Origin of the sequence: Rhodococcus tukisamuensis NBRC 100609 (genome assembly GCF_001894985.1) — a bacterium.
GTDB lineage: Bacteria > Actinomycetota > Actinomycetes > Mycobacteriales > Mycobacteriaceae > Rhodococcus_G > Rhodococcus_G tukisamuensis.
Map to the genome: position 1 here is coordinate 136,422 of NZ_BCXG01000007.1, position 18,610 is coordinate 155,031.

Below are 18,610 nucleotides of genomic sequence, written 5' to 3' on the forward strand. Positions count from 1 at the left end.
TGTTCCACGCGTACGGACACCGAACGGTGACCAGCGCGGCCTAGCCTGGAGCCGTGACGAACTCGGAACCGACCGTCGTCGAGTCGAGGGTGTGGGTCGACGACGGCTTGCGCGCGGCCAGCCGCGCGGCCGACCACGGCCTGTTGTGGTTCGCGGTCGGGGCCGTCGCGTTCGCCGTGGGCGGCCGGACCCGGCGTGCGGGCGTTCGCGGTGTGCTGTCCCTCGCCGGGGCCAGCGCGCTGACAAACGCCGTGCTCAAACCGGTCTTCCCGCGTCGCCGACCGCCCCAGGAGCACGTCGCGCCGGGACGGCGGCCGCGGCGGGTGCCCACGTCGTCGTCGTACCCGTCCGGCCACGCCGCCTCGGCGGCCGCCTTCGTCACCGGGGTGGCCCTGGAGTCGCCGGCAGCCGCGGTTGCGCTCGCCCCGGTCGGCGCCGCGGTCGCCTACTCGCGCATCCATGTCGGGGTGCACTGGCCGTCGGACGTGCTGGCCGGCGCCGTGGTCGGTGCGGCGGTCGCATTCGGTACCCGGCGCTGGTGGGCGGTCCGGACGGACGAGCCCGCCACCCTCGGCACCACCGCGACCGCCCCCGCCCTGCCCGACGGCAGCGGCCTGTTGATCCTGGTCAACCCGGGATCGGGCGCATCCGACGAGGACCCGAGCGACCAGCTGCTTCGTCTGCTGCCGGCCGCCACCGTCCTGCGCGCCGACCCGGACGGCGACGTCAACGCGCAACTCGAGGCCGCCGTCGAACGCTCGGCGCCCCGTGCACTCGGGGTGTGCGGCGGCGACGGCACCGTCGTGACCGCGGTGGACGCCGCACTCCGGCACGACCTCGCGTTGGCGGTCTTCCCCGGCGGCACACTGAACCACTTCGCCCGCGACGTCGGCGTCGAGGACGTCGAGGCCACCCGCGACGCGGTGACGGCGGGCACCGCGGTCCGGGTGGATGTCGGCGAGGTACTGCGCGACGGGAAACCCGCAACGGTCTTCGTCAACACGGCGAGCCTGGGTGGGTATCCCGACGCGGTCCGGCTGCGTGAGCGGTGGGAACCGCGACTGGGCAAGTGGCCGGCGGCCGCCGCCGCAATGGCCCGGGTGCTGGCCTCGGCCGAGCCGATCCCGGCGACGGTGGACGGTCGGCGGACCTCGATCTGGATGCTGTTCGTCGGCAACGGCAGGTACGCGCCGTCCGACCAGGTCCCGCTGTCGAGACCGGACCTGAACGAGGGCACGCTCGACGTCCGGTATCTGCGAGCGGACCGGCGCTTCTCGCGCACCCGGCTGCTGTGGGCGACGGCCACCGGCACCCTGGCGAACTCGCAGACGTACGCGCACGCGAACACCGACACCGTCACGGTGCGGCTGCAGGGCGACCCGGTGTCACTGGCGACCGACGGAGAGGTGATCGGCCGGGGCCGGGAGTTCCGGTTCGCGAGCCGGCCCGCGGCGCTGCGCCTGTACCGGTGAGGCACGTGTACGACGTGGCGGTGGTGACCGCCCGTGGCTTCCCCACGGGCGGTCACTGCCGGTGCGTCAGGTTCCTGCCGGCGTGTCCCCGTCGGACTTCTCGACCTCGTCGGCCTTCGGGTCGCTCGGTGCGGGCGCGGCCGACCCCGGCTTGGCAGTGGCGGGCAGCAGGGCCGCGAGTGCGGCACCGGTGATCCGCTTGAACGCGCGCCGCGGCCGGGTCTGGTCGAGCACCGCCACCTCGAGCGCCTCGACGCCGATGGTGCGCGGCTCCGCGTCGCCACTGCCGGGCACCACCGTGCCCTTGCGCAGCGCGGTCACCGCCACGTCCACCGCGGCGGCCAGGTCCAGGCCCGGCCGGTAGCTGTCCTTGAGAGCCAGCGCGATCGGCTCTGTTGCGCCGCCCATCACCACGAACCGCTGCTCGTCGACGATGGACCCGTCGTAGGTGATCCGGTAGAGCTGCGCGTGCGTGTCCTGACCAGCCCGGCCGACCTCGGCGACGCAGAGCTCCACCTCGTACGGCTTGGGCTGCTCGGTGAAGATGGTGCCGAGCGTCTGCGCGTACGCGTTGGCCAGCGAACGGCCGGTGACGTCGCGGCGGTCGTAGGAGTACCCCCGCATGTCGGCATGCATGATGCCGGCCCGACGCAGGTTCTCGAACTCGTTGTACTTGCCGACGGCGGCGAACCCGAGCCGGTCGTAGAGCTCGCTGACCTTGTGCAGCGCGGTCGACGGGTTCTCCGCCACGAACAGCACCCCGTCCGCGAAGGTGAGCACGACGACGCTGCGGCCGCGGGCGATTCCCTTGCGCGCCAGCTCCGAGCGATCTCGCATGATCTGCTCGGCGGAGGCGTAGTACGGCATCGTCACGGCATGTCACCTGCTTCCTGGGTGCGGGCGGCGACGACGTCCCGGGCCAGTTCCGCGGCCCTGGCCGAGGCCACCTCGACGGCGCCGTCCGCGGTGATCACCACGGCGGTCGGGTAGATGCCGCGGGTCATGTCCGGTCCGCCGGTCGCGGAGTCGTCGTCGGCGGCGTCGTACAGCGCGGCGATCGCGGCGCGCAGTGCGTCCTCCTCGGTGCCACGCGGGTCGTACGTCTTCTTCAACGCCGACTTCGCGAACAGCGACCCGGAGCCCACCGCGTGGTATCCGGCGCGTTCCTCGTAGCGGCCGCCGACCACGTCGTACGAGACGATCCGGCCGGCCTTGGACAGGTCCGCCGCGTCGAGGTCGAAGCCGACCAGCAGCGGCACCACGGCCAGCCCCTGCATGGCCGCGCCCAGGTTCCCGCGGACCATCGAGGACAGACGGTTCGCCTTGCCGTCGAAGGTCAACGGCACCCCTTCGATCTTCTCGTAGTGCTCGAGCTCGACCGCGAACAGGCGGACGAGCTCGATCGCCACGCCCGCGGTGCCCGCGATGCCGGCCGCGGAGTAGTCGTCGGTGACGTACACCTTCTCCACGTCGCGGCTGGCGATCATGTTGCCCATGGTGGCGCGGCGGTCACCGGCGAGCACCACGCCGCCGTCGAAGGAGACCGCCACGATCGTGGTGCCGTGCGGTGCCAGGTCCGCGGCGTTCATCGGCTCACCTCCGGTCCGGAGTGAGCGACCGACGTCGAACCGGTTCTCCGGCAACAGGTCCGGCGCATGCAGACGCAGATGTTCGGAGAACGAGGACAGCTGCGTGCCGTACCGCAGCCGCTCGTCCCCGAGTGCGGGGCGCGACGCCGGGTGACCCGCCGTCACTGCCCACCCTTTTGCACGTACGCGCGCACGAAGTCCTCGGCGTTCTCCTCGAGCACGTCGTCGATCTCGTCGAGCAGGTCGTCGGTCTCCTCGGCCAACTTCTCCCGACGTTCCTGACCGGCCGCTCCCTCGCCGACCTGGCCGTCGTCTTCGTCGCCACCGCCGCTGCGTTTGGTCTGCTCCTGCGCCATAGCCGCCGACCTCCTCGTTAGGTTCCTCAGTTGCGCCCGCACACCGGGTCTTCCTGAACGCCGGGGTCTACTCGACCGTCGATGTCCCTGCCACACCCAGTGTGCGCCTCGTGCACGGATCTCCACCCTACCGAGCGACACCGTCAGAACGCGGGCGCCCGGCCGTGTCGCGGGGGCGGTGTTCAGGTGGTGAGCTGATCGACCAGGTCGGCGGCCGATTCCGCGGCGTCGAGCAGGGCGCCGACGTGCGCCTTGCTGCCCCGCAGCGGCTCCATCGTGGGGATGCGCACCAGGGACTCCCGGCCCAGGTCGAAGATCACCGAGTCCCAGCTCGCGGCCGCGATGTCCGCCCCGAACCGGCGCAGGCACTCGCCCCGGAAGTAGGCCCGGGTGTCGGTCGGCGGGTTGTGCACCGCGTCGAGCACCTGCTGCTCGGTCACGAGCCGGTCCATCGACCCGCGCGCCACCAGCAGGTTGTAGAGCCCCTTCTCGAGCCGCACGTCGGAGTACTGCAGGTCGATCAGGTGCAGCTTCGGCGCGGCCCAGCCCAGCCCGTCCCGGCTGCGGGCGCCCTCGAGCAGCCGCAGCTTGGCCGGCCAGTCCAGCAGGTGCGTGCACTCCATCGGGTCCCGCTCGAGCAGGTCCAGGACCATGGCCCACTTGTCCAGCACGTCCGCCACCCGTGGGTCGTCGTCGCCGCGTCGGGCCGTGAACTCCGCCACCCGCTCGTGGTAGATCCGCTGCAGGGCAAGGCCGGTCAGCTCGCGGCCGTCGGCCATCGCGACCGCCTGACGCAGGGTCGGGTCGTGGCTGATCTGGTGGACCGCGGTCACCGGCCGGGCCAGATGCAGGTCCGACAGGTCGACACCGGCCTCGATCAGGTCCAGCACCAGCGCGGTGGTGCCGACCTTGAGGTAGGTCGACATCTCCGCGAGGTTGGCGTCGCCGATGATCACGTGCAGACGCCGGTACTTGTCCGCGTCGGCGTGCGGCTCGTCGCGGGTGTTGATGATGCCGCGCTTGAGGGTGGTCTCCAGCCCGACCTCGACCTCGATGTAGTCGGCGCGCTGGGACAGCTGGAAGCCGGCCTCGTCGCCGGACTGCCCGATCCCGACGCGTCCCGACCCGCAGATCACCTGCCGGGAGGCGAAGAACGGCGTCAGGCCGGCGACGACGGCGTTGAACGGCGTCGCCCGCGACATCAGGTAGTTCTCGTGGGTGCCGTACGACGCGCCCTTGCCGTCGACGTTGTTCTTGTAGAGCTGCAGTCGCGGTGCGCCGGGCACGCTCGCGACGTGCCGGGCCGCGGCCTCCATCACCCGCTCGCCGGCCTTGTCCCAGATCACCGCGTCGAGCGGGTCCGCGACCTCGGGCGCCGAGTACTCGGGGTGCGCATGGTCGACGTACAGGCGAGCGCCGTTGGTGAGGATCATGTTGGCGGCGCCGACCTCGTCCGCGTCGATCACCGGGGCCGGGCCGCTGAACCGGCCCAGGTCGAAGCCGCGGGCATCGCGCAGGGGCGATTCCACCTCGTAGTCCCAGCGGGTCCGCTTGGCCCTCGGGACGCCGGCGGCCGCCGCATAGGCGAGTACCGCCTGAGTCGAGGTCAGGATGGGGTTCGCGGTCGGTTCCGTCGGGGAGGAAATCCCGTACTCGACCTCGATACCGATGATGCGCTGCATGCCCACGAGCCTAGATCGTCGATGCGCTCGGCCCTCCGACTGTTCCCTTGCGGCGCCGCCGCGCCGCCGTCGGCTGCGATCCGTGGTCGGCAGGGCGAGGCGGAAGCCAGCCGGCGGCAGGCAGCGATCGCTGCCTGCCGCCGAGGGGAACCAGTCGCTCAGGGAGCGATGAAACCTCCGAACCCGGGCAGGGAGGGTTGTCCGACGATGGACACGGTGAACACCACCGGTCCGGATCCCGTGTGCGCGGTGACACGATCCAGTGGCGACCCCATGAAGGTGGTGCACGGATGCACGTCCACCGATCCCGCATCGCCCGTGGCGACGTTGGTGTAGCCGATCCTGATCGATCGGAAGCCGAAACCGTTTGCAGAGCAGACCTCGTCCGAGAGCGGCGCCGAGAACACCGTCTGTCCGGGAACATCCGAGGTTTCGGCGTTCACCGTTCCGTTGTAGGGAAACGGCACGACGAGTCCGCTCACCGCAATCCCGTTCGCGGGAATCTGCATCACCGTGATCGCATCCGGACCGATGGGCTCTCCGAACGAACCCCCCACCGACCCAGCCAAGGAACCGGACACCGAACCGTCCGCCGAGCCACCCGACGAACCGGCGGCCGCGGCGATCGGCGACACCGCAGTCGCCACCGCAACGGCGGCAATCCCTCCCAAGATGCCAACCCGCAGAACCCCCGCTGTGTGCATTCCTCATCCCCTTCATCGGTCGTTGACCAGAACAGTGGACGCACCCTAACGTCCCCCACCAGGGCCTGTTGCCGATTTCGCGGCGCCATTTCTCGGGCCGACACCCCCCCCCTCCCTCGGAGCGAGTCCTAGATCGTTCGCCGACGGCTCGAGCCTTCGGCTCAAACGCCGATAAGCTGCGTTATGACATTATTGTGGTGAATGGCGAGCGATGACGACTGGCCGCGGCACCACCGAAACGGTCAGGCAAGGCAGGTCGGCGTGCCCGGGAACTGCCCCACCCCGGCCCGGCAGCCGACCTCGGTCACCGCGGTCATCCGCTCGACCGGTTCCCTGATCTGCAACGCCGGCACCAGGCCGCCGGAGACGAGTGCCGTCTTGGTCGCGGGGAGCGTCGCGCGCTCGTCGAGCGTTCCGCGGGCCTGCGCGAAGGCGACCAGTTCGTCGTAGACCATCGACAGCATCGCCTCGGTCGTCCGGTCCCCCGGCTCGAGCCCGGCGAAGTCCACACCCGTCTCGTACTCGTGGCGGATCGCGTGCGGGCCCTGGTCGCAGGTGGGCTTGTTCAGGTCGATGCGGAACTCCGGCCGATCCGGCGACGGCGGCGTGATCGTGCCGGCGTCGGTGCAGGCCCGGTGCGAGATGCGGTCGCCGAGCGCATGCAGGTAGATGCCGGTCCGCGCGTTCCAGGCGTTGTCGCCGATCCAGGAGTCGAACTGCCCGGACCGCACGTCGCCGGAGATGACCTGCTCGCCGGTCTCGTTGTCGAACGGGATGGCCACCGGGGTCTCGACGGCATACTCGCCGTGGATCTGCGCGGGCTCAGCGTCGCCGTAACAGGCTGCGCCGGTGGCATAGTCGCCGTCCGCGCCGGGGTTGGTGAAGCCTCCGGTGCACAGCGGCGCGGCGCTTCCTGGTCCGGCCATGGCCCACCGGCGCAGGTGCGTGAGCATGACCTCGTGTGCGGGATCGTCGGCATCGGGACTGAGCCCGTCCGGCTGGGCATCCGACGGCCCACGCATCGTCGGCAGGAAGTGGAAGAGGAAACCGCCGGTGGCGAAGTGGGTGCGCACCAGGCCGCTGATGTCCTGGGTGGTCAGGGAATCCGCGTCGGGGACGAGCCGGCCGTCGACGTCGCGCGGGGCGAACGACCCCAGATCGGTCGCCTCGTCGTATGCCGCGATCCAGTACGCGTCGCGCTCGGAGAAGCCCACGCTGCGAGCGATGATGTACGTCGAGTCCGTGTGCACGAGGCTGCGTCCGCCGAGCGGGCGACGCAACGTGAACCCGTACGCCGCGAACGCCTGCAGTCCGCACACCGGCGCGTCCGGATCGTCGAGCGGGCACACCGGTGGCAGCGGGCCGCAGTTGTGGGCGGGGGCGCCGTCCTCGGTGTAGCAGATGTCCTCGGCGAACGCGCGGGCCGCCGGCGGCGGAACCAAGACGGCGGCACACAGCGCCAGCGCCACCCCGGCAAAGCTCATCTGTCGACTGTGCATTCTCATCGGACCACGCCTTTCGATGTGGCGGAGCGCGCACGTCAACGCCTGATCAGAACGCTCACGTTCCGCTGCCGAGACGGCACTGCAGGTAGTCGCCCGCGTGGAGGCGCCGAAGCACCACGCGCACCGGCCGGGGCGCCCACCGCGCCTGGGGGTCGCATTCCCGTCGCGGGTCGGTCAGGGCCAGCAGGTGTCCGCGGGTGGTGATGTCGACCCGGCCCGCGGCCAGCACGTTGAGTACCCAGTCGCTGTCCCGCCCGTAGGTGAGCCCGAAGCGGAAACCGTCGCCGTACCGGAAGCAGTTCACCGGGGTCCGGTACGGACGGCCGCTGCGGCGGCCCCGGTGGTGGACTATCGCGAATCCCGGCAGCCGGCCGGCGACCGGTAGCACTACGCGATTGGTCGCCGCCCTGTTGAAGCGGGCCAGCCGCCTCGGGAGAGGCACTCGGTCAGCCTAACGCCTCGTGACACGATGAGGACATGGATCAGCAGCCCGGCAATGCCGCACCCGTCGGGGACGAGGTCGTCACCGTCTACGACGCCGAGGGACACGAGACGGGCACCGCCCCGCGGTCGCGGGTGTACGCGGAGGGACTGTGGCACGCCAGCTCCGGCGTGCTGCTGCGGTCCCTCGACGGGCAGCGGATCTACGTGCACCGCCGCTCCCCCGCCAAGGCGGTGTTCGGCGGCATGCACGACTGCCTCGCCGGCGGCGTCGTCGACCCGGGCGAGACGCCGGCCGACGCCGCCGCCCGCGAACTGGGCGAGGAGCTGGGGGTGCACGGCATCGACCTCACTCCCCTGGCCCGGGTCTCCTGGGACGGAGAGTGGGACGGGAAGCTGCTGCGCTGCCACCTTTTCGCCTTCGAGGGGCGCTGGGACGGGCCGGTGGTGCACCAGGCGAGCGAGATCGTCGACGGCTGGTGGTGGACCGAGGCGGAGCTGCGCGCGCACCTCACCGACCCGGCGTGGCCGTTCGCCCCGGACAGCCGGGCCCTGCTCGCGGACTTCCTGACCGCCGCGCCGCGGTAGCGGCCGACCGGACGGCGGTGGCCCGGACCGTCGACCGGTCCGGGCCACCGCCGCCTGACGGTCCTACAGGTACTGGCCGGTGTTCGACTCGGTGTCGATCGCGCGGCTGGCACTGGCGTTCTTGCCGGTGACCAAGGTGCGGATGTAGACGATCCGCTCGCCCTTCTTGCCCGAGATCCGCGCCCAGTCGTCCGGATTCGTCGTGTTCGGCAGGTCCTCGTTCTCGGAGAACTCGTCGACGATCGAGTCGAACAGGTGCTGCACGCGCAGGCCCGGGGTACCGGTGTCCAGCACGGACTTGATGGCGTACTTCTTCGACCGGTCCACGATGTTCTGGATCATCGCGCCCGAGTTGAAGTCCTTGAAGTACAGCACCTCCTTGTCACCGTTCGCGTACGTGACCTCGAGGAAACGGTTCTCGTCGCTCTCCGCGTACATCCGGTCCACGACCCGCTCGATCATGGTCTTGATGCAGGCGGTGCGGTCGCCGCCGAACTCCGCCAGGTCGTCGGCGTTCACCGGCAGGTGCTCGGTCAGGTACTTCGAGAAGATGTCCTGCGCCGACTCCGCGTCGGGGCGTTCGATCTTGATCTTCACGTCCAGGCGGCCGGGCCGCAGGATCGCGGGGTCGATCATGTCCTCGCGGTTGGACGCGCCGATCACGATGACGTTCTCCAGGCCCTCGACGCCGTCGATCTCGCTGAGCAGCTGCGGGACCACGGTGGTCTCGACGTCCGAGGAGACGCCGGATCCACGGGTGCGGAAGATCGAGTCCATCTCGTCGAAGAACACGATCACCGGCGTGCCCTCGGAGGCCTTCTCCCGGGCACGCTGGAAGATCATCCGGATGTGCCGCTCGGTCTCGCCGACGAACTTGTTGAGCAGTTCCGGGCCCTTGATGTTGAGGAAGTAGGACTTGGCGTCCTTCGCGTCCTGACCCCGGGCCTCGGCGATCTTCTTGGCCAGCGAGTTGGCCACCGCCTTGGCGATCAGCGTCTTGCCGCAGCCGGGCGGGCCGTAGAGCAGCACACCCTTCGGCGGCCGCAACGCGTACTCGTGGAAGAGGTCCTTGTGCAGGAACGGCAGTTCCACCGCATCGCGGATCTGCTCGATCTGCCGGCCGAGTCCGCCGATGTCGCCGTAGTCGACGTCCGGCACCTCCTCGAGCACCAGGTCCTCGACCTCGGCCTTCGGGATCCGCTCGTACGCGTACCCGGCCTTGGTGTCGACCAGCAGCGAGTCGCCGGGCCGCAGCTTGCGGGTCGGGGAGTCGATGTCCTCGTCGACGGGATGCTCGGTGACGTCCGAGGCCGCCAGGATCAGCGGGTGTGCGAGCCAGACCACCCTCTCCTCGTCGGCGTGCCCGATCACGAGCGCACGCTCGCCGTCGTCCAACACCTCTCGGAGACTGCAGATCTCGCCGATCCGCTCGAACGAGCCGACCTCGACCACGGTGAGCGCCTCGTTGAGGCGCACCGTCTGGCCGGGCCGCAGTGACTCCGCCTCGATGTTCGGCGAGCACGTCAACCGCATCTTGCGCCCGGACGTGAACACGTCGACGGTCTGGTCCGGGTGCATCCCGATCAGCACGCCGTACCCACTCGGCGGCTGGCCCAGCCGGTCGACCTCCTCGCGCAACGCGATCAGCTGCTGACGCGCTTCCTTGAGCGTGTCCATCAGCTTCGAGTTGCGGATCGAGAGCGAGTCCACCCGAGCCTCGAGTTCGCGTACCTGCTCGGGCGACTGCGCCAACTGGCGACGCAACCGGGCCGCCTCGAGTTGCAGGGCCTCCAGCTCCGCCCTGGCAGCCGACGAGTCCGGATTCTCTGATGCGCTCATGCGCGACTCCTCCCAGTTGCGATCTATCAACGCTACAGCCGCCGCGCCGAATCTGCGGAGCGACACCAGCGACACGACACAGTGTGAGATGTCCGTCAGCCAGAACCGGTTCTAGGTCATGTTAGCCTCACCTATCTATCCGCAGTCTTGTCGCAAGCGAAAGGCCCATTCGTGATCATCCGCAAGTCCCTCGCCGCCGCAGCAGCCGCCCTCGTCGCAGTCGGCGTCGCCTCCTGCAGTTCCGACGACTCCACCGCCACCGAGTCGACCGCCACGACGACGACCGCCGACGCTGCCGCCACCGAGGCGCTGGCGGACGCGCCCAGCACCGAGGCACTGAACGCGACGCTGGTGACGTTCTTCGACCCCGCCGTCCCGGCCGCGGACAAGGCCGCGCTGATCGTCAAGGGCGAGAAGCAGGCGCCGGTGCTCGAGCAGTTCAACGGCGTCCTGCGGGGCTACCCGCTGACCACCGCGGTCACCGCTGTCACCCCGGTCGACGCCGACACCGTCAAGGCCACCGCCACCATCACCGGCCCGCACGGCGGTGCCCCCACCGACCTGACCTTCGACCAGGTCGACGGCAAGTGGGTCGTCTCGGACACCGCCGTCTGCACCATCCTCTCGATGGGCCGCCTGACCTGCGTCAGCTGACGCAGGCTGGAAGACAAGCCCTAGGCGGGGGCCTTGCCCTTGCCTGCGCGGCGCTGCGGCTTGGGGGTGACGGTGCCCTCGGCGAGCCGGCGCGCGCTCACCAGAAACGCGGTGTGCCCCTGCATCCGATGCTCGGGGCGCACCGCGAGGCCCACCACGTGCCAGCCGCGCACGATCGACTCCCAGGACCGCGGTTCGGTCCAGCACTCCTGCTCGCGCAGCGCCTCGACCACCTTCGACAGCTGGGTGACGGTGGCGACGTAGACCATCAGCACGCCGCCCGGCACCAGCGCCTTCGCCATCGCCGGCAGCGTGTCCCACGGCGCCAGCATGTCCAGGATCACCCGGTCCACCTGTCCGCCCGCGGTCTCGGGATCGAAGTCCGCCACGTCGGCGACGGTCAGCTCCCAGTTCTCCGGCCGTTCGCCGAAGAAGGTCTCGACGTTGCGCACGGCATGCTCGGCGTGGTCGTCGCGCACCTCGTACGAGAGCACCGTTCCCTCGGGCCCCACCGCGCGCAGCAGCGAGCAGGTCAGCGCGCCGGAACCGGCACCCGCTTCCAGCACCCGGGCACCGGGGAAGATGTCGCCCTCGTGCACGATCTGCGCGGCGTCCTTCGGGTAGATCACCTGCGCGCCGCGCGGCATCGACAGCACGTAGTCGACCAGCAGCGGACGCAGTGCGAGGTACGGCGTGCCGTTGGTGGAGGTGACGACGCTGCCCTCGTCGGCGCCGATCAGCGCGTCGTGCACGATCCCACCGCGGTGGGTGTGGAACTCCTTGCCCTCGGTGAGCACCACCGTGTAATGCCGACCCTTCGCGTCTGTCAGCTGGACGCGGTCGCCCACCCGAAACGGCCCACTCGGCCTGGCATCGCGCACTGTCATCAGTCAACTGCTCCTAGCGTAGGTACTCCCGGCGACCCTCGCGCCGGCCCCGACAGCGGTGTCGGACCCTGCGCATACCCTGCCAGGTGTGAGCACCCCCGCGACGTCGCCCCCCGTCTCCCCCGCCGACGGCGTTCGAGCCCGCTCCCGGCCTGCTCTCTCCCCCTCCCGCGCCGGCGACTTCAAACAGTGCCCGCTGCTGTACCGGTTCCGAGCGGTCGACCGGATCGCCGAGACACCGTCCAAGGCACAGATCCGCGGCACCGTCGTGCACGCCGCGCTGGAAGCGCTCTACGGCCTGCCCGCGGACGAGCGGGTCCCCGAGCGCGCCGCCGCCCTGCTCGGCCCCGCCTGGGAGCGGGTGCTCGCCGAGTCCCCCGAGGTCGCGGAGGCGGTGCCGGCCGAGGAGCGCGACGCCTTCCTCGCCGAGGCCCGGGCCCTGGTGGACGGTTACTACCAGCTCGAGGACCCCACCCGCTTCGATCCCGAGTCCTGCGAGCTGGGAGTGGAGACCGAGCTGGACAACGGCGTGGTGCTGCGAGGATTCGTCGACCGGATCGACGTCGCGCCGAACGGCCACCTCCGGGTGGTCGACTACAAGACCGGACGTGCCCCGCGGGAGACCAGCGAGTCCAAGGCGTTGTTCCAGATGAAGTTCTACGCGCTGGTGCTGCTGCGCACCCGCGGAATCGTGCCCGCGCAACTGCGACTGCTGTACCTCGCGGACCGGGAGATCCTCACCTACGCCCCCGACGAGGAGGAGCTGCTCCGCTTCGAGAACACCCTGACCGCGATCTGGCAGGCGATCCGCACCGCCGGGGAGACCGGGGACTTCCCACCGAATCCCGGGCGGTTGTGCAACTGGTGCGATCATAAGGTCCGTTGCCCCGCGTTCGGTGGCACGCCGCCGCCCTACCCCGGCTGGCCCGAGGGTCCGACCGCATCGGGCGCCGGTAGTTCTGAAGACGAGAGTTCCGAGGAGATCGACAATTGAGTGACCAGGCCTATTACCTCCCGCTGGGACGGGACGCCGACGGCACCGAGCGCTTCGCCAGCACCGCGCTGACGGAGAGCACCTGGGGGCCGGCCATGCAGCACGGCGCACCCCCGTCGGCGCTGCTGGTGCGGGCACTCGAGCGGTGCGAGTCGCGTGAGGACACCCGGCTGACCCGAGTGGTCGTGGAGATCCTGGGCCCGGTCCCCATCGCCGACATCGAGGTGCGGTCCTGGGTGGAGCGGCCCGGCCGCCGGGTCGAGCTCGTGGTCGCCGAGCTGTGGGCCGCCGGCCCGGACGGCACCGCCCGCGCGGTGGCCCGCGGCACCGGCTGGCGCATGCAGACCGCCGACTCGTCCGCCGTCGCGCATGCCGGCGACCCGGCACTGGCCCCGCGGTCGCAGGCACACGAGACGGCACTGGAGGGCCCGTTCTGGGACACCGGGTTCGTCACCAGCCTCGAGTGGATGTGGCTGACCGACATCGGCTGCGAGGGCCCGGGGCAGATGTGGGCGCGCCCGAATGCCGTTCTCGTGGAGGGCGAACCACTCTCCCCCGTCCAGCAGCTGTTCGTGGTGGCCGATGTCGCGAACGGGGTCGGAACCAAGCTCGACCCGGCCGAGTGGACGTTCCTCAACACCGACGTGACGGTGCACCTTTTCCGGGTTCCCGAGGGCGAGTGGGTCGGCATCGCCGCGGAGACGTCCTACGGCCCGGACGGGGTCGGCATGTGCGCGGGCGTCCTGCACGACGAGTCCGGCCCGGTCGGCCGGATCAACCAGACCCTGCAGGTCCGCGGCCGCTAGCCCGCGGGTGGCGTCGACACGGGCGGCATGCGATCGCAATCGTCCATCGCGACCGCATGCCGTCGCGCCGTCGCCGGAGGGCGGGGCGGCCGTCGTCAGCAGGTGTGCTGTTGCCGCAGTCCGTCCGCCGAGCTGAAGGCACTCGCGTGAATCCTCCTGCCCGTCCAGCATTCGGCTCGTCCGCGTCACCACGCGCCAGCCGTTCAACTCATTCGCACGTTGACTGAGAGAAGCGCATGTCCCTGACCGAGTCACAGCTTTCCGCATTGCCCGAAGGATGGTGCGCGACCGCCCGGCCCAACGACGAATGCGACGTGTCTCACTCCGGGATCGCCGAGGAAGTCGCTGTGGAAGTGTCAGCCGAGCATCCGTTGTTCGGGGTCGCCGTTGAGGTAGCAGCACACGATGTCGCCTTTGACGACGTTCTTTGCCAGCACGTAGAGGATCCCGAACGCTTTACCGAGGTGCATTTGACCTGGGCTCGACGAGCGGAGAGCTTCGGGCTCCCCTCGATCGAATGCGACGGAAACTGGGAGGATTTCCTTCGCCTGCAACGGGCGATATCTGCCGTGGTCGATTCTGCTGCCGAAGCCGAGCAGCTCGGCCTACGGGAACCTGTGACGGAAGCGGGCACACCGTCCCGACCGATTGTCGTGCGAGCCCCAGCACGCGGGCTCGACTCCGAGTCGGGCCGGTGAGGACGCAGGCGCTGTAAGCACTCGATTACCTGTGACGGACTAAGTCTCTGTCAGGTCCGCGAAGTTCTCCGTGTATCCGAGGAGTAGCACCGCCGACCCCCGCAGCAGGTCCGCGAGCTCGTTCCAGGCGTCGACGTCACGATGCCCGTACAGCTCCCGCAGATCGGCGATCAGGGCGTCGGCGTCCCGTTGCCCGGGATCGAGGACGCTGAGGAACCCGAGCGTGGACGCACCGATCCCCATCAGCGCGTACCCGTGCCGCTCGCCCATCCGGCGCGCCACCGCATGGCATTCGAACGGCGTCCAGTCGCCGGCGAAGTAGCCGTTCGGCAGGTCGGCGAGCAGATCGGTGTGGTCCGTTGTCGGCAGGCACTGCACCACGTGCACGTCGTCCACGACCAACCCCGGGTCTCGATTGAGCGCCACCAACGCCTCGATGTCGCTCGGCGCCGTGACGAGCGAGTTGCCCACGTCCTCCCAGCGCACAGCCCGGTCCGGATCTCGGAGCGCCGCTCCGGCCGACTCGAACACCGCCGCGTCGTAGACGGCGAGCGCGTCGTCGGTGTCGTCGTCCGGGTACGCGATGTCCCCGTCCAGATCGTGCTTGGCGCGCGCATGTCCGCTCGTGTAGAGGCACTGGTTCGGATCGTCGAGCGTCAGAAAGCACCGGCCGACGCGGAGATGCGCCGCCTCGACCCGCCGAAATGCCGCGAGCAGGGCATCGAACGACTCCGGGTCGGTGATGAGCGCGACGCTGAGGCGGTTCGCGCCGCGGTGCCCCTCGTCCGGGAGTGCCTGAAGGACCGCGCCCGCCACTTCGCCATAGTCCGCCCGCTTTCGCCTGCCCGAGACGGAGCGTTCCGCCATCACTGTTTCCTCCATCAGGGTTCGACCTTCCCGCGCGTCTTGTCGAATCCATGATCGCCCAGTTCCCCGGCGTCGAACGAGCCGTCGCCGCACTCAGACAGTGGCGCGGGCTGGCAACCGCTACGACTGTGAGGATGAACGGGTGCCGCGCCGGCGTCATGCTCTCAGCGGTCTGCACCTGGCTGCGGTTCCTCACCAAACAGGAGACACGCTCTAGCTGTCGAGAACGGCTGCTGTCGGTGGCGCGGCCGGGGCCACGGATGGGCTCCGGTCGTCCGCGATCGAGGTAGGGGTAGCCACGCCCGGTCCCAGGCCCGAGCCGTCGGACTGACCCGAGTTCGGTTGACTCGCCGACTCGGCCCAGGTTTCATCACCCCCGGCAAAGGTGTACATCAAACATGGACGGTTCAACCACCTCAACCGTCTATGTTGGCGATCATGACTGCAGCTCCCGAGACAGCTCCCGAGACAGTCGGCGCGGACGCGAGCGCCGTGACCGCAGCCGCGCCCGACCCCGCGTCCAGGATCCAGCGACTTCGAAACCGGTTGCGGCGACACGGAGGCCGCTTGCATCCCGTCGGGTTGGCGACGGCGCTGGTGTTCTTCACCTGGTCGATGAGCCCGTCACTGCTGCCGCGGGCCTGGTACCTCCAGGGCCTCGCGACCGGCATCTCGGTCGCGCTCGGCTACGGTCTCGGCTGCACGGCGGCCTGGCTGGTGCGATCCTGTGGCGTCACGGCGACGTGGTCCGCACGCACCCGCCGGATCGGCTGGTGGGTGCTCGGTCTCGCGGCGCTGGTCCTGGTCCCGGTATTCCTGGTGCTCGGCGCGCGCTGGCAGAACTACATACGTGATCTCGTCGCCGTCGAACCGACCAACGGGGCGAACGTACTGCTGGTGTTCCTGATCGCGGCGGCGGTCTGGTTCGTCCTGCTCGAGGCCGCGCGGGGCATCCGAGCCGGCACCCGAAGGCTGAGCGCGTTCGCGCGACGATTCGTGCCGCGCCCGGCCGCGAACGTCGCGGGCCTGGTGGTGGCGGTGACCCTCGGAGTGCTGATCGTCAACGGCGCGCTCTACAACGGCCTCATCGCGTTTGCCAACTGGAGCTTCTCCGGCGCGGACAACGACACCGCGGCGGGCGTGGTGGAGCCGACGGCGCCGGAGCGGAGCGGGTCGCCCGCGTCCGCGCAGGCCTGGGACACTCTGGGGCAGGAGGGCCGCACCTTCGTCGGACGCGGGCCCGATGCCGCGCAGATCGAGGCGGTGACCGGTCGCCCGGCACTCGAGCCCATCCGCGCCTATGCCGGCCGCGAGTCTGCTGACTCGGTGCCGGCCGTGGCCGATCTCGTGGTCGCGGAACTCGACCGCACCAAGGCGTGGGAGCGAAAGGTGTTGGCGGTCAACACCACCACCGGTCGCGGGTGGGTGAACCCGAGCGTCGCCTCCTCGTTGGAATACCTCGAGGGCGGTGACACGGCGATCGCGTCCATGCAGTACTCGTTCCTGCCGAGCCCGCTGGCGTTCATTGCCGATCGTGAGACCCCACAGGTCGCGGGCCGGGCCCTGTTCAACGCGGTCTTCGCGCGCTGGATCGACCTGCCCGTCGAGTCGAGGCCGAAACTCGTCGTGTTCGGCGAGAGCCTCGGCTCATACGGCGGCCAGAACGCGTTCGCCGGCTACCAGGACATGGCCACCCGGGTGGACGGCGCGTTGTGGTCGGGGACCCCGAACTTCACCCCGCAATGGCGGGAGGTGACGGCCGACCGGGACGCCGGCTCCACCGAGATCCGCCCGGTGGTCGACGGCGGCAGGTCCGTCCGATTCGCAGCCGATCCCGCGGACCTCGACCTGGACGCCGAGTGGGGTCCGCGCCGGATCGTGTACTGGCAGCACGCCAGCGATCCGATCGTGTGGTGGTCGCCGTCGTTGCTGTTCAACGAGCCGGACTGGCTCACGGAACCGCGCGGTCGCGACGTGGACCCGAACATGGGGTGGTTGCCCCTGGTCACGTTCTGGCAGGTCACTCTCGACATGGTGTTCTCGGCCGACGTACCCGCCGGGCACGGTCACTCCTACGGCCCGGAGGCCGCGGACATGTGGGCGCGGATCCTGCCCGACCCCGGGCGGTCGCAGGCGGACACCGATCGGGTGCAGGCGGCGCTGACGGGCGAGTGAACCGCCCGGGCTGATCGGGGTCGGGGCCGCCGCGCGGGCGGCGCCGATCTTCTCGAATATGAGGCGATCAGCACCATCTGGAAGGCGTAAGGCCGCGGTACTGCTGGCTGCTCGTGGTTGGGTGGCCTGGTTTCAACCGTCGCTTCTGGCCTGATCTTCGACCGTAGTTGGGGCCCGGTAGTAGCGGCGCAGCCTGGCGGAACTGACAGACGCGCCGGATTCAAAATCCGGTACCCGTGAGGGTGTGGGGGTTCGATTCCCCCGGCGGGCACCACACCGGCCGTATCCCCGCGACGGCGAACGCAACCGGACCGGAGGCAGCGAGCGCCCGGGAGGGCCCTCAGCTGGACGCCGTCAGCGTGCCCGGGCCACAGTCCCTGGTCGGCGTCCGAGATGTCGGTGTGGGGCGCCCGCTCTGTGACGGATCGGGCGCCCCACCTTCACAACTCCCCACCTCGTCGCCGAGCGATCTCTGTGGGATGGCCCGAGTCCCCTCACCTCGTCAGACACCGTTCTCGAGCTGCGAGGTTCAGACGGCACGATCGCTGTCGTCGGTGTCGACGGCAGGTGAAGGCCAACCCCCAGACGGCAGGTGATAACTGACCCCCTTGGAGATGCTGACCTCAGTCGAGACCATCGTCGAACTGTGCCCGTGCACCCTCGATGATCGCGGCGGGATCTTCACCGGTCGCCTGAGCGACCCGGTTGGCCAGATGCCAGATCATCCCCAACATTTCTTCCACCATCCCGTAGACATCGCCGGGGTTGTCGATCGTCTTGACGAACTCCTCGAGGTCGAGAAACTGTCCATCACTACTCACCATTTGCCTGAACGGACCAGCCATCGAAGCCCCCTGTCTCGAAGTTGTCGTCATTTCCCGCGGCACAGGCTATCGCGGTGGGATGGGCGGCCATGTTGCCGCGACCGCGGACTCGGCGACGGGTTCCCTGCCGTCCGCGAGCGTCCCCATCGGCGAACCGGACCGACACCGGTTCGGAGACCATTTGTCGCGGCGGGTGCTGTGCGGTGACGACGGCGTACACCGGAGCCGTGCCGGTTCCCGCCCTCGCCCCGTCCGTGTGCACCACGACGGTGCGGGTCAGCACACCAGATGCCGGCAGGGCGGCCGCGACCGCACACCAGGTTCTCGGTCTCCACCCCGACCCGGACGATGGCCGAACCCACCTGGCAGAAGTCCGGGATCTGTCCCAACGGCGGCGGAGCGGACCGGAGGCAGCGAGCGCCCGGGGAGGGCCCCATTGCCCCCGCGTTCTGACGGCCGAGACTCGGCCCCGCCGAACCCAGGTCCGTATAGTCTCCGGATTGACATCCGCTCGGCGGTCAAGCGCCGC

General features: G+C 70.0%; 18 protein-coding genes. 7 read left to right on the plus strand and 11 right to left on the minus strand.

Annotation, left to right across the window (positions count from 1 at the left end; translation table 11 throughout):
- Window positions 1-53: 53 nt before the first annotated feature.
- Window positions 54-1,472 carry a bifunctional phosphatase PAP2/diacylglycerol kinase family protein gene (locus RT2_RS10425; protein ID WP_072844717.1) on the plus strand — a complete coding sequence of 473 codons (1,419 nt, stop codon included), beginning with the start codon at window positions 54-56 and terminating at the stop codon, window positions 1,470-1,472.
- A 66-nt stretch (window positions 1,473-1,538) separates the two neighbouring features.
- Here the strand turns inward: RT2_RS10425 and prcA are convergent, their stop codons facing one another.
- The 7 genes from prcA to RT2_RS10460 form a co-directional block, all read right to left on the minus strand.
- Entirely contained in the window at window positions 1,539-2,345 is an 807-nt protein-coding gene (gene prcA / locus RT2_RS10430; RefSeq protein ID WP_072844718.1) for a proteasome subunit alpha, read from the minus strand.
- Window positions 2,342-3,226: a proteasome subunit beta gene (gene prcB / locus RT2_RS10435; RefSeq protein ID WP_072844719.1), complete on the minus strand. Its 885-nt coding sequence runs from the start codon at window positions 3,224-3,226 to the stop codon at window positions 2,342-2,344. Before prcB ends, prcA begins: the two co-directional genes overlap by 4 nt.
- Window positions 3,223-3,417, minus strand: coding sequence for a ubiquitin-like protein Pup (locus RT2_RS10440; RefSeq protein WP_072844720.1), 195 nt, complete (start codon window positions 3,415-3,417; stop codon window positions 3,223-3,225). The genes prcB and RT2_RS10440 overlap by 4 nt, the downstream gene beginning before the upstream one ends.
- 182 nt (window positions 3,418-3,599) lie before the next feature.
- Entirely contained in the window at window positions 3,600-5,099 is a 1,500-nt protein-coding gene (dop, locus tag RT2_RS10445; protein ID WP_072844721.1) for a depupylase/deamidase Dop, read from the minus strand.
- Window positions 5,100-5,257: 158 nt separating this feature from the next.
- Window positions 5,258-5,608 carry a hypothetical protein gene (locus RT2_RS10450; protein ID WP_245709260.1) on the minus strand — a complete coding sequence of 117 codons (351 nt, stop codon included), beginning with the start codon at window positions 5,606-5,608 and terminating at the stop codon, window positions 5,258-5,260.
- 437 nt (window positions 5,609-6,045) lie between these two features.
- The gene (locus RT2_RS10455) at window positions 6,046-7,287 is read right to left on the minus strand and encodes a hypothetical protein (protein ID WP_371851153.1); all 1,242 of its coding nucleotides are present in this window, start codon (window positions 7,285-7,287) and stop codon (window positions 6,046-6,048) included.
- 76 nt (window positions 7,288-7,363) lie between these two features.
- The gene (locus RT2_RS10460) at window positions 7,364-7,750 is read right to left on the minus strand and encodes a nitroreductase family deazaflavin-dependent oxidoreductase (RefSeq protein WP_072844723.1); all 387 of its coding nucleotides are present in this window, start codon (window positions 7,748-7,750) and stop codon (window positions 7,364-7,366) included.
- A gap of 35 nt (window positions 7,751-7,785) precedes the next feature.
- Here RT2_RS10460 and RT2_RS10465 point away from each other — a divergent pair, with 35 nt between their 5' ends.
- Complete coding sequence (locus RT2_RS10465) at window positions 7,786-8,337, plus strand: NUDIX hydrolase (protein ID WP_072844724.1); 552 nt, start codon at window positions 7,786-7,788, stop codon at window positions 8,335-8,337.
- Window positions 8,338-8,400: 63 nt separating this feature from the next.
- Here the strand turns inward: RT2_RS10465 and arc are convergent, their stop codons facing one another.
- Complete coding sequence (gene arc / locus RT2_RS10470) at window positions 8,401-10,176, minus strand: proteasome ATPase (protein WP_072844725.1); 1,776 nt, start codon at window positions 10,174-10,176, stop codon at window positions 8,401-8,403.
- A 171-nt stretch (window positions 10,177-10,347) separates the two neighbouring features.
- On the opposite strand from arc, the gene RT2_RS10475 reads away from it, so the two are divergent.
- Window positions 10,348-10,830 carry a WKL family lipoprotein gene (locus tag RT2_RS10475; RefSeq protein ID WP_072844726.1) on the plus strand — a complete coding sequence of 161 codons (483 nt, stop codon included), beginning with the start codon at window positions 10,348-10,350 and terminating at the stop codon, window positions 10,828-10,830.
- 20 nt (window positions 10,831-10,850) lie between these two features.
- Here the strand turns inward: RT2_RS10475 and RT2_RS10480 are convergent, their stop codons facing one another.
- Entirely contained in the window at window positions 10,851-11,717 is an 867-nt protein-coding gene (locus RT2_RS10480) for a tRNA (adenine-N1)-methyltransferase (protein ID WP_072844727.1), read from the minus strand.
- Between the two features lie 88 nt (window positions 11,718-11,805).
- Between RT2_RS10480 and RT2_RS10485 the strand changes: the two genes are divergently transcribed.
- The 3 genes from RT2_RS10485 to RT2_RS25430 all read left to right on the plus strand — a co-directional run bounded on the left by RT2_RS10485 (window position 11,806) and on the right by RT2_RS25430 (window position 14,215).
- On the plus strand, window positions 11,806-12,711 hold the full coding sequence (locus RT2_RS10485; RefSeq protein WP_072844728.1) for a RecB family exonuclease: 906 nt from the start codon (window positions 11,806-11,808) through the stop codon (window positions 12,709-12,711).
- A complete protein-coding gene (locus tag RT2_RS10490) occupies window positions 12,708-13,517 on the plus strand; it encodes a thioesterase family protein (protein ID WP_072844729.1) in 810 nt (269 codons plus the stop codon). The genes RT2_RS10485 and RT2_RS10490 overlap by 4 nt, the downstream gene beginning before the upstream one ends.
- A gap of 236 nt (window positions 13,518-13,753) precedes the next feature.
- Window positions 13,754-14,215 carry a hypothetical protein gene (locus RT2_RS25430; protein ID WP_139191177.1) on the plus strand — a complete coding sequence of 154 codons (462 nt, stop codon included), beginning with the start codon at window positions 13,754-13,756 and terminating at the stop codon, window positions 14,213-14,215.
- Window positions 14,216-14,254: 39 nt separating this feature from the next.
- Here the strand turns inward: RT2_RS25430 and RT2_RS10495 are convergent, their stop codons facing one another.
- Window positions 14,255-15,082 (minus strand): hypothetical protein, encoded by an 828-nt coding sequence (locus RT2_RS10495; protein ID WP_072844819.1) that lies wholly within the window; start codon window positions 15,080-15,082, stop codon window positions 14,255-14,257.
- Between the two features lie 525 nt (window positions 15,083-15,607).
- Between RT2_RS10495 and RT2_RS10500 the strand changes: the two genes are divergently transcribed.
- The gene (locus tag RT2_RS10500) at window positions 15,608-17,257 is read left to right on the plus strand and encodes an alpha/beta hydrolase (RefSeq protein WP_072844820.1); all 1,650 of its coding nucleotides are present in this window, start codon (window positions 15,608-15,610) and stop codon (window positions 17,255-17,257) included.
- A gap of 623 nt (window positions 17,258-17,880) precedes the next feature.
- Here RT2_RS10500 and RT2_RS10510 read toward each other — a convergent pair.
- Window positions 17,881-18,102 carry a hypothetical protein gene (locus tag RT2_RS10510; protein WP_139191176.1) on the minus strand — a complete coding sequence of 74 codons (222 nt, stop codon included), beginning with the start codon at window positions 18,100-18,102 and terminating at the stop codon, window positions 17,881-17,883.
- Between the last annotated feature and the right edge of the window lie 508 nt (window positions 18,103-18,610).

Bases quoted from the DNA above. Each gene is read 5' to 3' on its own strand.
- RT2_RS10440 (WP_072844720.1), bottom strand. From the start codon at position 3,417: ATGGCGCAGGAGCAGACCAAACGCAGCGGCGGTGGCGACGAAGACGAC.
- dop (WP_072844721.1), bottom strand. From the start codon at position 5,099: ATGCAGCGCATCATCGGTATCGAGGTCGAGTACGGGATTTCCTCCCCG.
- RT2_RS10450 (WP_245709260.1), bottom strand. From the start codon at position 5,608: ATGCAGATTCCCGCGAACGGGATTGCGGTGAGCGGACTCGTCGTGCCG.
- RT2_RS10455 (WP_371851153.1), bottom strand. From the start codon at position 7,287: ATGAGCTTTGCCGGGGTGGCGCTGGCGCTGTGTGCCGCCGTCTTGGTT.
- RT2_RS10465 (WP_072844724.1), top strand. From the start codon at position 7,786: ATGGATCAGCAGCCCGGCAATGCCGCACCCGTCGGGGACGAGGTCGTC.
- arc (WP_072844725.1), bottom strand. From the start codon at position 10,176: ATGAGCGCATCAGAGAATCCGGACTCGTCGGCTGCCAGGGCGGAGCTG.
- RT2_RS10480 (WP_072844727.1), bottom strand. From the start codon at position 11,717: ATGACAGTGCGCGATGCCAGGCCGAGTGGGCCGTTTCGGGTGGGCGAC.
- RT2_RS25430 (WP_139191177.1), top strand. From the start codon at position 13,754: ATGTCCCTGACCGAGTCACAGCTTTCCGCATTGCCCGAAGGATGGTGC.
- RT2_RS10495 (WP_072844819.1), bottom strand. From the start codon at position 15,082: ATGGCGGAACGCTCCGTCTCGGGCAGGCGAAAGCGGGCGGACTATGGC.
- RT2_RS10510 (WP_139191176.1), bottom strand. From the start codon at position 18,102: ATGGCTGGTCCGTTCAGGCAAATGGTGAGTAGTGATGGACAGTTTCTC.